General features: G+C 64.1%; 12 protein-coding genes. 9 read left to right on the plus strand and 3 right to left on the minus strand.

Annotation, left to right across the window (positions count from 1 at the left end):
- Positions 1–42 precede the first annotated feature (42 nt).
- Positions 43–960, plus strand: coding sequence for a LysR substrate-binding domain-containing protein (locus tag ACIQ09_RS03765; protein ID WP_398306338.1), 918 nt, complete (start codon positions 43–45; stop codon positions 958–960).
- The gene (locus ACIQ09_RS03770) at positions 957–1562 is read left to right on the plus strand and encodes a DUF938 domain-containing protein (RefSeq protein WP_398306341.1); all 606 of its coding nucleotides are present in this window, start codon (positions 957–959) and stop codon (positions 1560–1562) included. Before ACIQ09_RS03765 ends, ACIQ09_RS03770 begins: the two co-directional genes overlap by 4 nt.
- A 108-nt stretch (positions 1563–1670) precedes the next feature.
- Here ACIQ09_RS03770 and ACIQ09_RS03775 read toward each other — a convergent pair whose 3' ends face one another.
- The 3 genes from ACIQ09_RS03775 to pyrF form a co-directional block, all read right to left on the minus strand.
- Positions 1671–2195 (minus strand): hypothetical protein, encoded by a 525-nt coding sequence (locus tag ACIQ09_RS03775; RefSeq protein WP_398306344.1) that lies wholly within the window; start codon positions 2193–2195, stop codon positions 1671–1673.
- A 43-nt stretch (positions 2196–2238) separates the two neighbouring features.
- Positions 2239–3144 carry a transglutaminase family protein gene (locus ACIQ09_RS03780; RefSeq protein WP_398306347.1) on the minus strand — a complete coding sequence of 302 codons (906 nt, stop codon included), beginning with the start codon at positions 3142–3144 and terminating at the stop codon, positions 2239–2241.
- Positions 3145–3303: 159 nt separating this feature from the next.
- The gene (gene pyrF / locus ACIQ09_RS03785) at positions 3304–4131 is read right to left on the minus strand and encodes an orotidine-5'-phosphate decarboxylase (RefSeq protein ID WP_398306350.1); all 828 of its coding nucleotides are present in this window, start codon (positions 4129–4131) and stop codon (positions 3304–3306) included.
- 458 nt (positions 4132–4589) lie between these two features.
- On the opposite strand from pyrF, the gene ACIQ09_RS03790 reads away from it, so the two are divergent.
- The 7 genes from ACIQ09_RS03790 (at position 4590) to ACIQ09_RS03820 (ending at position 12248) form a co-directional block, all read left to right on the plus strand.
- Positions 4590–5816, plus strand: a complete 1227-nt coding sequence (locus ACIQ09_RS03790; protein ID WP_398306352.1) for a porin — start codon at positions 4590–4592, stop codon at positions 5814–5816.
- Between the two features lie 288 nt (positions 5817–6104).
- Complete coding sequence (locus ACIQ09_RS03795) at positions 6105–6581, plus strand: DUF302 domain-containing protein (protein WP_398306354.1); 477 nt, start codon at positions 6105–6107, stop codon at positions 6579–6581.
- Between the two features lie 108 nt (positions 6582–6689).
- Positions 6690–8651, plus strand: coding sequence for a DNA topoisomerase IV subunit B (gene parE, locus ACIQ09_RS03800; protein WP_398306356.1), 1962 nt, complete (start codon positions 6690–6692; stop codon positions 8649–8651).
- A 97-nt stretch (positions 8652–8748) separates the two neighbouring features.
- Complete coding sequence (locus ACIQ09_RS03805; RefSeq protein ID WP_398306359.1) at positions 8749–9465, plus strand: SDR family NAD(P)-dependent oxidoreductase; 717 nt, start codon at positions 8749–8751, stop codon at positions 9463–9465.
- Positions 9416–11065: a GTP-binding protein gene (locus ACIQ09_RS03810; protein WP_398306362.1), complete on the plus strand. Its 1650-nt coding sequence runs from the start codon at positions 9416–9418 to the stop codon at positions 11063–11065. Before ACIQ09_RS03805 ends, ACIQ09_RS03810 begins: the two co-directional genes overlap by 50 nt.
- A gap of 191 nt (positions 11066–11256) precedes the next feature.
- Positions 11257–11697: a hypothetical protein gene (locus tag ACIQ09_RS03815; protein ID WP_398306365.1), complete on the plus strand. Its 441-nt coding sequence runs from the start codon at positions 11257–11259 to the stop codon at positions 11695–11697.
- Positions 11694–12248, plus strand: a complete 555-nt coding sequence (locus tag ACIQ09_RS03820; RefSeq protein ID WP_398306368.1) for a hypothetical protein — start codon at positions 11694–11696, stop codon at positions 12246–12248. The genes ACIQ09_RS03815 and ACIQ09_RS03820 overlap by 4 nt, the downstream gene beginning before the upstream one ends.
- The last annotated feature ends 182 nt before the right edge of the window (positions 12249–12430 follow it).

Here is a 12430-nt window from a genome sequence, read left to right on the forward strand (position 1 = left end):
AATGATTTAATAGAATGGTTTCAATCTCAAAAAGAGATGACCATGGATCTCTCCGACCTGCGCATGTTCCGCACCATCGTTGAGGAAGGCAGTGTCACCCGTGCTGCCGAACGTCTCCACACGGTTCAGTCGAATGTCACCACCCGCCTACGCCTGCTCGAGGAAGACCTGGGCACCCCCCTGTTCGACCGGATCAACCGGCGCCTGGTGATCACCCCCGCCGGCACCCTGCTGGTTGGCTACGCAGAGCGGCTGCTGAGCCTCGCCGACGAGGCCCGCGACGCGGTACGCCGGGCCGACCTGCCCGAGGGTCTGCTGCGCCTCGGCTCGATGGAAACCACCGCCGCGGCCCGGCTGCCAAGCGTCATCGCTGCTTTCCGGCGGGCTCACCCGCGGGTGGAACTGCGTCTCCACACAGCCCCCACCGCCAGCTTGGTGCAGGAGGTGCTGGCCCATCAGTTGGATGCTGCACTGGTGTCCGGCCCGGTTGTCCATCCGGAACTGGAAAGCCAGCCGGTGGTGGTGGAGGAAGTGGTACTGATCAGCGCCGCCGACTGGGCGACGATTGACAACGCGGCGGATCTGGCCCGGCGCGGGCCGGTAGAACTTTTCACCTTCCGGGAGGGCTGCAGCTACCGGCAACGCCTCTTCGACTGGCTGCGCCGGGACGGCATTCCGATTGCCCGCAGCAGCGAGTTCGGCACCTTCGAAGCGATTCTCGGCTGTGTCGCCGCCGGCATGGGCGTCAGTCTGGTGCCGAGGACGGTCATCGGCGCCCACCTGAACGAGGCCGACCCGGGCAGGGCTACCCTGCGCGTGCACCCCGTACCACCCGATCTGGCCTTCTCAACCACGGTGATGATCTGGCATCGGGCCCGCAGCCACCAACCCGCCCGACAGGCCTTCGCCGACTGCCTTGCCGAACAACTCGGCGACCCCATGGAGCACACGACACAATGATGCAGATCTTCGACAAACCCTATTCCCCGGCCTGTGATCGCAACAAGGACGCGATCCTGGAGGCCCTGCGCATCCACTTCGCCGACCGGCGCCAGGTGCTCGAGATCGGCTCCGGGACCGGTCAGCATGCCATCCACTTTGCCGCCGCCCTGCCCCACCTGATCTGGCAGACCAGTGATCGGCCCGCCTACCTGCCCGGCATCCGCCAGTGGCTGGCCGAGGCACGCCTGCCCAACACGCCACCGACCCTTGTTCTCGACGTGGTCGGCCCATGGTCGGCAACAGGCTTTGACGCAGTGTTCAGCTCCAATACCCTGCACATCATGGGCTGGGACGAAGTACAGACCTTCTTCGCCAAGCTCCCCGGCATCCTGACTGCCGATGCACGCCTGAGCATCTATGGGCCCTTCCACTATGGCGGACAGCCCACCAGCCCCAGCAACGCCGAGTTCGATGCAGCCCTGAGGGCGGAAGATCCGAAGTGCGGCATCCGGGATTTCGAGGCCGTCGATGCCCTCGCTCGCGAGCAGGGCTTCCGTCTGCTGGAAGACCGGGCCATGCCGGCCAACAACCGCTGCCTGAGCTGGCAGCGACACGGCTGAAAGCGCCGGTTCAAGAGCGCCCTGCCCTCCAAATGCAACGTGGCGGCGACGCCGGACTGAACCAGCATCGCCGCCACGCGGGCAGCCTGAGCGCGCTGCCGCAGGCGCTCAGGCGCGATTAAGCCCGAGCAGGCCCATCGGACCGTTGGACGTGTTCAGCACCACTGAGCCGATGCCACCGCCCTGTTGTTGCTGCACACCGTAGATGGACAGGTTGCCGGTATCGAAGGAGAACACGTCACCGGAAAGCTTGACCAGCAGCTTGCCGGCGTTCGGAAACCAGGCGTAGGCCATATCGTTCTGGCTGCCGGAGCTGGCCGGCGAGCCGAGCTCGGAGGGCCACCAGTTGGACGACTGGGCAAAGCCCCAGTTGTTACCCTGCGGCGTGGCCGGCTGGGGCTCCCGGTGCTGGGAAAGGTCGGTAAGCAGCGCGCCGACGCGCCACTTGAGGCTCTCGTTGAACATGTCGCCGATCATCATCATGCCGCCACTCATCCATTGCCCCATGCCACCGAACTCCGGGTGGTTGAACTGGGCCTGGCTGAAACCGCCGGATTGAAGTGCGGCATACGCGGAACGACCGGCGTCGGCACTGAAACCGTGGCGGGCAGCGATTTCTTCGATAGTACTCATGGGAATCTCCTGATGAAATGAAGGCGAAGACGCTGGGGGCGGGTCAGCAAAGGGGGGCAAGGCGGGTGCCGATCAACACGGCGGAGCCATCATCGGTGGACAGGGCTTCCGGGCGATGGCGAGGAATCTCGATACCCGCCATGGGGTCGGCGATGGCCTCGATGATGATCTTGGGCGGCTCGGCACGAACCGCCCCGAAAATGGTGGCGAAGGACACATCGGCGGCATCCCGGCCGCTGCCAAAACGCATCAGGCCCATGGGAATGGCGGTGGCCGAGGGATCGAACAGATACCAGCGGTCTCCCAGGAAGACCTCGACATAGGCGTGGAAATCACTCGGACCAAGGGCCGGATCGGCGCCATAGTCGATCCCCGCCACGAAGCGCGCCGGAATGTTGAGGGCCCGACACAGGGCGATCATGAGGTGAGCAAAGTCGCGGCACACACCCACCCGCTCGTTCAGCGTATCGAGGGCGGAGGTGCTGGCGTTGGTGGTGTTGGACTTGAACTCCACGTGCTTTGCCACCCAGGCGCAGATGCGCCGCACACGCTCGTAGCCCGGCGGCAAGGTACCAAATTCGCGATTGGCCACTTCGTAGAGGCGATCCGACTGGCAATAGCGGCTGGGATAGAGGTAAGTCAGCACATCGGCCGGCAGGCGCGACACGGGCACTTCGGGGATGCTCTCGGGCGCAGCGACGTGGTGCTGCAGTTCGACGGTGGCGCTGTAGCGCAGGCGAAGGGTGCCTGCTTCGGCCTTGAGGCGCATGTAGCGATTGCCGGTGGAGGCATCCGTATGGACCTGGGGCAGCAGAAACTGCCCGATCTCCATCATCTCGGTGACCACACGCTGGTGACGCGTATGGGCCGCATGGATGTTGAGGATGAAGTCGCAGCCCGGTGCTGCAACAGTGTAATTAAGTTCGACCGAGAACTTCAGTCTGACCATGGGCGTCCCTGGAAACATTGCCTTGCCGCGAAATTGCGGGTCATCCGGCGAAAAAAATGACCGTCGCAGTGTGGACGCACGTGCGCCATCTGCGACAAGGCCTCCATCCTACGCTGCGGCAGCGCAGCATGCCTGCCTTTCTGCGCTGCCCGGTCGCTGTCAGACCGCCGGGGAGCGGTACAGATTGACCTCATCCCGGGTCGCCTGCGCCACAGCGCGGGCCTTTGCAGCGAAATCCTCGCCAGCGCCGGCGTACAAAATGGCGCGGGACGAGGAGATCATCAACCCGGCCCCAGACGCCGTGCGACCGGCCTTCACGGTGGCCTCAACATCGCCGCCCTGGGCGCCGATCCCTGGTACCAACAGGGGCAGATCGCCGACGATGGCGCGCACATCAGCGAGTTCCTCGGGAAAGGTGGCACCGACCACCAGGGCGTTCTGGCCATGCACATTCCATTTGCCGGCCACCAGCTCGGCCACGTGCTGGTAGAGCTTGCGGCCCCCTTCCACCGTGAGGTTCTGCAGGTCGGAGCCGCCGGGGTTGGACGTGCGACACAACACGATCAGCCCCCGATCGGAGAACTCGAGGTAGGGCTCCACCGAGTCGAAACCCATATAGGGATTGACCGTCAGCGCATCGGCGGCGTAGCGCTCGAAAGCTTCCCGGGCGTACTGCTGGGCCGTGGCACCAATGTCGCCACGCTTGGAGTCCAGCACCACCGGCACAGCCGGATGGTGTTCATGGATGTAGGCAATCAGGTCCTGCAACTGATCCTCGGCTCTGGCCGCCGCAAAGTAGGCGATCTGCGGTTTGAAGGCGCAGGCCAGATCGGCGGTGGCATCGACAATGCCCTTGCAGAAGGCCAGCACCGCATCGGAGCGCCCCTTCAGATGCGCGGGCAAACGCGACAGATCGGGATCAAGCCCAACGCAAAGCAGGGAATCATGGCGCTGCCAGGCGGCAGCCAGCTTGGAACGAAAGTCCATGGAAGTGGGGGCACTGACAGCCCCGGCGTGTGGATTCTGGGCCCGGAGTTTACCAGCCCGGCCACCAAATCCTAATCGGCCGCAAGCTTGCCGGCACAAAGGGGCGACGCAGTGCGATGTTGCGTCACAGCATGCTCCAGACCCTGTCACGGATTGCACCACACCTTCCGTAACGTCACAGCAAACTGCTCAGTTAATGAACACCCCCGAACAGGCCATCCTGACGCGGACGCCCTGTTCATGAGGAAAATTAATCCATTAATAAATAATATCTTAAAAAAATATTATGGATATTTTGAGGCTCTGACACACAGACTGGCACAGGGCTCGCTGAAGGAATCATGCTCCGTAACGGCGTGTTTCAAGGGAAATGCGACCAAGGGAGGAACGAAGTAGCGGCGCTGGATAGCCCGCGCTTCGGTGGTGATATCAACGACAAAATTCCGGAGACAATCGTTATGAAGAAGACCCTTCTGGCCCAATCCGTCGCCCTCGCCTGCCTGGCTGCCGCTGCCGGCAGCGCGCAAGCAGTGAGCTTCACCCAGAATGACGTGACCATCGACATCAATGGCACGATCAATGGTTTCTACGTTAACCGCGAGTCGAAGACCTCGATTGCCGGCGGCCCCGAAACCAAGACCCAGAACAGCGCTCTCACCAACGGCCTGCTGCCGGGCTGGATCAACTTCGTGATGACCACCAAGCAAGCTGGTCAGGACATCAAGGCCCACTTCAGCTTCGCCCCTGGCATCAATGACTCCTCCAGCGTCATCGGCCTGCCCTCCGACCCGGGCGCCGGCGCCACCGGTGGCAAAAACAGCCCCTTCAGCCAGGTGGACGTGCGTAACGTGTATTTCCAGTTCGGCAACAACGACTGGGGCACCCTGAAGTTCGGTCGTGACATCGGTCTGTTCGGTCAGAACATCATCCTGTCGGACATGACCCTGCTGGGCGTCGGTGGCACCTCCAACGCCGGCATCCCCTTCAACACCACCTTCGGCATGATCGGCCACGGTTACATGTACACCGGCTTCCAGGCCCAGATCACCTACACCACCCCGAACTACAACGGCCTGCAAGCCGCTGGCGGCATCTTCCAGCCCAGCTCCTTTGCTGGCGACCAGACCAAGACCCCCGGCTTTCAGGCCAAGGTCGATTACGACTGGACCGGCAACATGCCCGGCAAGGTCTGGGGCGGCCTGATCACCCAGAGCACCAGTTGCTCCAAGGGCTCCACCTGCAATGGCGTTGGTGCCAACCCGGACAAGAGCTTCACCGCCACCGGTTATGAAATCGGTGCCAAAGCCAGCGCAGGCAACTTCGGTGCGGTCGCCTACGCCTTCTCCGGCAAGGGCCTGGGCCTGTCCACCGTGGGCGCCCAGTTCTACGGCGGCAGTGATGGCCTCGGCAACAAGACCGACTCCAAGGGCTACTTCCTGCAAGGCACCTACCAGCTTAACAAGACCAAGTTCGGCATCAACTTCGGCCAGAATAAGGACAACGACGGCGTGCTGGGTGCCGGCAACGAGCGCAAGAACAAGGCCTACACCCTGGGCGTCTATCACAGCCTGAACAAGTTCGTGACCCTGGTCGGCGAACTGAACCAAGAGAAGATCACCAGCACCGTGGACGACAGCGAGACCAAGAACCGCACCCTGTCCGCCGGCGCCATCCTGTTCTTCTAAACCGTTTCAAAGCATTTTCGCCCTCGGGCGACGCTGGTCCCTGTTGTGTTTCTCCCTCCTTCTGGCGCCCTTCGGGGCGCCATTTTTTTGACTGCGTTTCGATGGCCAGGGCAGGCCCGGATGCAACGCGCGGAGGTCGAACGAACTCGCCCCCACAGGGAGCGCCGGCACGGCCCCGATGTTTTGAAAAGGAGCGAGTTCATCTTCAAAGTTCGGGGAGTGCTATCGTCAGCCCCTCCTGTGGCCACTTTTTTCACCCCCATCACATTCATGTTTGCGGTCTCGCCCATGCAACGTGCACTACTCTTCACCATCGCCCTGGCCTCGCTCCCCCGCCCGGCCCTGGCTGACGCCCTCGTCCACCTGGCCATCAGCCCCAGCCGCTACGCCGATGCCCGCGAAGCCCTGGTGGATGCCATCGAGACCGAAGGGCTGGTACCCTCGCCACCGAGCCGCTTTGGCGACATGCTGGCGCGCACCGGTGCCGCCCTCGAGCAGCCCGTGCCGGTGTACGCCGAAGCCGAGGTGATGCATTTTTGCAGCGCCCGCATTGCCTGGCAGCTGGCCCGCGAGAACCCGGTCAACGTAGCCCAGTGCCCCCTGTCCATGGCCATCTACACCTTGCCGGGCGAAGCCGGCGTGGTACATCTGGCCTGGCGCACGGCCGCGGGAGACTCTCCCGGCACTCGGGCCGCCGACGCCCTGCTGCAGCGTATCGCCCGCCAGACTGCCGACAACGCCGGACGCAGCAGCCTCGGCCGCTGATGCAGGCACAGATGCCAACCTGGCCGCGCTCCTTAACCCCTCGCCCTGCGCCGGGCGGCACGGTATAGTTCGCAGCGCTCCGGAACCCCACCTGTCTTTATTTCCAGCATGACCCAGAAGACCTACAACGCCGACTCCATCACCGTGCTGAAGGGCCTCGAGCCGGTCAAGCAGCGACCGGGGATGTACACCCGCACCGAACATCCGCTCCACATCATCCAGGAAGTCATCGACAACGCCGCCGACGAGGCCATGGCCGGCTTCTGCAAGAAGATCGGCGTGACCCTGCACCTGGACGGCTCGGTCAGCGTCTCCGACGACGGTCGCGGCATTCCCGTCGAGATCCACCCGGTGGAAGGCGTGTCCACCGTCGAGGTGGTATTCACCCGCCTGCACGCTGGCGGCAAGTTCAACAAGACCGACGACGACTCGGCCTACCGCTTCTCCGGTGGCCTGCACGGGGTCGGCGTGTCCGTCACCAACGCCCTGTCCCACCGCCTGGAGGTGGAAGTGGTGCGCGACGGCGGCCGTCACCGCCTGGTGTTCTCCGGCGGCGACGTGATCGAGCCCCTGGCACGCATCGGCGACACGCCGAAGAAGGCCAGCGGCACCACCGTGCGCGCCTGGCCCAACGCCAAATACTTCGACGCCGCCGACCTGCCCCGCGGCGAGCTGGAGCGCCTGCTGCGCTCCAAGGCCGTGCTGATGCCCGGGCTGGAAGTGAGCCTGGCCATTGAAGGCGGCGACACCCGGACGTGGCTGTTCGAGCAGGGCATGCGTGGCTACCTCTCCGAAGCCCTCAACGACGAGCCGCTGATTCCGCTCTTCGCTGGCGAGAAATACGCCCCCAAGGGCGACGAGACCTTCGCCTCCGGCGAGGGCGCTTCCTGGGCAGTGGCCTGGACGGCCGAAGGCGCCCCGGTGCGCGAGTCCTACGTCAACCTCATCCCCACCCCGGCCGGCGGTACCCACGAAGCTGGCCTGCGGGACGGCATCTTCACCGCCATCAAGGCCTTCATCGACCATCACGCCCTGCTCCCCAAGGGCGTCAAGCTGACCGCCGACGACGCCTTCGGACGCGCCTCCTTCCTGCTCTCCGCCCGGGTTCTCGACCCCAGCTTCCAGGGCCAGACCAAGGAGCGCCTGAACAGCCGCGACGCCGTGCAGCTGGTATCGCGCATGATCCGCGACCCCTTCGAGCTGTGGCTCAACGAACACGTGGATTATGGCAAGAAGCTCGCCGAGCTGGCCATCAAGGCCGCCCAGGCCCGCGCCCGCGCCGCCCAGAAGGTGGAAAAGCGCAAATCCTCTGGCGTGGCCGTGCTGCCGGGCAAGCTCTCCGACTGCGAGTCCGAGGACATCGAACGCAACGAGCTCTTCCTGGTCGAGGGCGACTCCGCCGGCGGCAGCGCCAAGATGGCCCGGGACAAGGACACCCAGGCCATCCTGCCCCTGCGCGGCAAGGTCCAGAACGCCTGGGAAGTGGACCGGGAGCGCCTCTTCGCCAACGCCGAAATCCACGATATCGCGGTGGCGCTGGGCGTGGACGCCCACACCCCCGACTCCTCGCCCGATTTGGCCGAGCTGCGCTACGGCAAGGTCATCATCATGTCGGACGCGGACGTGGACGGCTCCCACATCCAGACCCTGCTGCTGACCCTGTTCTTCCGCCACTTCCCCAAGCTCATCGAGAAGGGGCACATCTACGTCGCCCAGCCGCCCCTTTACCGCATCGACGTGCCCGCCCAGGGCAAGAAGCGCCCGCCGCGCCGGCTGTACGCCCTCGACGACCAGGAGCTCGGCGCCCTGCGCGACCGCCTGACCCACGAAGGGGTCAAGCCCGAGCACATCGAGGTCGGGCGCTTCAAGGGCCTGGGCGAGATGAACCCCGACCAGCTGCGCGAAACCACCATGGACCCGGCCACCCGCCGGGTGCTGCCGGTGCACGTGCGCGCCGAAGCCTTCGACGACACACTCAAGATGTTCACCCTGCTCATGGGCAAGGGCGAAGCCTCCGGTCGCCGGGCCTGGATGGAGGAAAAGGGCGACTCGGTGGATGCCGACGTCTGATCCCGAGAAAGGCCACGGCGGCAAGGTGTAAAAGGCCCTGACTGACCGTACGCCATCGCGCCAGCGGGCTTGTGCTTTCGGCTGCTACCATCCGGCCATGAGCGACAAACCACTTTCCATGAGCAGCCTGCACGATGGCTACACCGCTGTCGTGCTGGGCGCCAGCGGCGCTCTGGGCAGGGCCTGCCTGCAACACCTCCAGGCCGACCCGCGCTGCGCCCGGGCGATTGGCCTTTCACGCAGCACCCAGCCCTCCCTGGTGCTCGAAGACGAATCCAGCCTGGCGCGCTGTGCGGCACATCTGCGTGAACACGCCCCCTTGCATCTGCTCATTGATGCCACGGGCGCACTCACCCTCGACGGCCGGGGGCCCGAAAAGCGTCTTGATGAGCTGAACATCGACAACCTGTTGCAGGCCATGGAAGTCAATGCACTGGGCCCCCTGCTCGCGATGAAGCACCTGCTTCCGCTTCTCGCCACCGGAGAGCGCGTGATCTGGGCCAAGATGTCGGCCCGCGTCGGCAGCATCGAAGACAACCACAAGGGTGGCTGGTATGGCTATCGCGCCTCCAAGGCCGCCCTCAACATGCTGCTGCAAACAGCCGCCATCGAAACGGCACGGCGTCGACCGCTGGCCGTCATTGCGGCCTTGCAGCCGGGCACCGTGCGCTCCCGGCTGAGCCAGCCTTTTGTGGGTGACGAAGGTTTGGCGCCCGAAGAATCCGCCCGACGCCTGCTTACCGTCATCAATCGACTGCAGCCGAATGGCCGGGCACACTTCGTCGATCATCTGGGCAACAGCATTCCCTGGTAAGCGCCAGGATGAAGCGCCGACGCCACCAACCCTGATCCAGCGCCAGCCACGTAAAGCGAACCGATCTGACGCACATGTCGGCGCCGATCACATCGATTGCCAGAAGCCCGTCGAGGCCGCCGGGCTCGACCCCGCCATTCCCTGGTATCAGATCATTGGCAACCACGACCAGATCTGGATGGGCTCGGTCTACGAGAATGCCAAGACCTGGAGCGCCCATGCGGGCAGCACCATACTCAATATGTCGAACAGCCCTGCCCCGTCGGCAGGCGGAGTCAATGGATCCGGCTTCTACATGGGCGCGGTGGACGGTGCCAGCCCTTACGGATACATCGTCGGCACGGGCTCGCAGACGGCCTTTGCCACACCGCCAACGGTCGTTGCCGATCCCGCCCGCCGCTCGCTGGCGACCACTGCTTCATCGACCCCGAACTGGATGCGCGAGTTCTTCGAGACCACCTCGAATCCCCCCGGGCATGGCCATCATCGCCGGGCTTTGACCGGCTTCTATGCCAAACTGCGGGCCGCTTTCCGTTTTTCGACGCCCGTTTGCCTCATGTCCAGCGCCAACCCCCTTACCATCCCGCGCCCGCCGATCCGCGCCACCATCCTTACCGGCTTCCTCGGGGCGGGCAAGACGACCCTCCTCAACCGCTACCTGGCCACCACGCCGCTTAGAAAAGTCGCCGTGCTCGAGAACGAGTTCGGCGCTGTCGGCATCGACGGTGGCCTGATTGCCGGCTCACCTGCCGTGGAGGTTGTTGAACTTACCAACGGCTGCATCTGCTGCAGCGTGCGTGGCGAACTCAGCAACGCGCTCACCGATCTGGCCGACCGCCGGGACCGCGGCGAACTCGACTTCGACCACCTGGTCGTGGAGACCACCGGCCTCGCCGATCCGGCGCCGGTGGCCCAGGCCTTCTTCGTCGATCAAGGGGTGGCAGGGCGCTATGAACTGGATGGGATCGTCACGGTGGTGGACGCAGTGCATGCCCACACCCAGCTGGCTGCCAACAAGGTGGCCGCTGCCCAGATCGGTTTTGCCGACCGGGTCCTGATCAGCAAGAGCGAACAGGTGGATGCCACCAGCCGCAAGGCCCTCGAACAGCGCCTGACCCGCATCAACCTGCGAGCCCTCATCCAGCCCGTCCCCGATGACGGCCCAGCCCTCAAGGCCCTGTTTGCCCTCGACGCCTTCCGTCTTGATGACGTGCTGGAACAGATCCCGGCCTTCCTGGACGCAGCGGCGCCCAGTGGCTTGCGTCGGGGGGGTGGCGAGCACCGCAGCTTTGTCCGCCACGACGACGAAATCCAGTCCCTCGCCCTGATCCATGACGGCCCGGTGGACTCCCGTCTGATGGCCGGCTTCGTTGAAGAGCTGCTGATCCGCCAGGGCCCGGCCCTGCTCCGCTACAAGGGCGTGCTCGCCATCCGCAACGAGGCGCGCCGGGTGGTGCTTCAGGGCGTTCATCGTCTGAGTGGGTCGGACTACGGCCGCCCCTGGGGCCCGGGTGAGCCCCGCAACTGCACCCTGATCCTCATCGGACGCAAGCTCGACGAAGAAGGCATCCGCAACGCATTCCGCCTGGCCTGCCGCTGAGACAGGGGTCGTCGTCGGCTGGTTATGATCCGAAATGCATAGGCAATGCACTGGATCTGCCTAAAATATGACAATTGCATTATCATTGACGCTCGCCGATACGAGATCAATGAGCACTTCATTTTTTTGCGCCGGCTTCAACACCCTTCTCGCCAACCCTGCTCCCTGCCATGCAGTCTTCCAGGTGTCCAATGAAAAAAGCCCTACTCGTCTTGCTCCAGCTCGGCATGGTGGCAAGCCTCGTCTCCGGTTGCGCCGTCAATCGGGCCACCGCGCACGTCGAGCCGACGACTCGACTCTCCGAAATCAAGACCGTACATGTCAAGAAGTTCGCTGATGACAATGCCGACACCAATGTCCTCATCGTCAACAAGCTCCGAACCAAAGGTGTCAGTGCCACCACCGGCTCCGACGCCCCCCAGACCAAGGTGGATGCAGTCGTCACCTACGTTGAAAAGTGGATGTGGGACATCACCATGTACATGCTCGAGCTCACCGTGGTGATCCGCGACCCTAAGGACGACTATCCCTTGGCGACGGGCAATTCCTACCACACCTCCCTGACCCGCAAGTCTCCCCAAGAGATGGTCAGCGAAGTCATCGACAACATCTACAAGGAACAAGGCCAATGAGCTCTCCCCTGCACTCACGTCCCGGCTTGACCAAGGCCTCTCTCATGGTGCTTCTCGCGAGCCTGTGGCTTGCGGGATGTGCATCCCCTGCAAACCGCGAAGCAATGGTGCCGACAGACATCAACGCAGCCAGGCCCCATCCCTACAGCGTGAGCGTGCTGACCTCGGGAGGCGCCGACACGGGCGCACTGGATAGCAGCAATATCACTGACGACGACCTCAAGGCCGCCATCGAACAAGCCGTCACCCAGAACAAGGTGTTCAAGAGTGTCGTGCAGGGCAAGAACGGAGACTACGAGCTGTCAGTCCGTGTGACCCGGCTCACCAAACCGCTCTTCGGCATGACATTCACCGTGGAGATGGAAGCCGCCTGGTCGCTGACCAAGATTGCCGACCGCTCCGTGGTCCTGCGCAAATCCATCAACGCATCGGGTAGCGCTGGCGCTGGCGACTCTCTGATCGGCGTCAAAAGGCTGCGCCTCGCGGTCGAAGCGGCTGCCCGTGCCAATATCGCAGAAGGCCTCAAGGCCATTTCCACCCTCACGCTTTGAGATGTCGCCCCGTCGGGGCGAGTTCGAGGGTATTCCCCTGTCCAGGTCCCCAGTCGGCTCGAGCCCACTGGGGACTTTTCCTTCCAGGCGCATCCAGAAGCCCTGAAAGCACCCATTGAACCGCCCCGGGCCAGAGCACACCCGGACCCCGCCTGATTCAGGCAGTCGCCGCAGCCAATCGC

This window comes from Zoogloea sp., from assembly GCF_044344315.1.
Taxonomy (GTDB): Bacteria; Pseudomonadota; Gammaproteobacteria; order Burkholderiales; family Rhodocyclaceae; genus Zoogloea.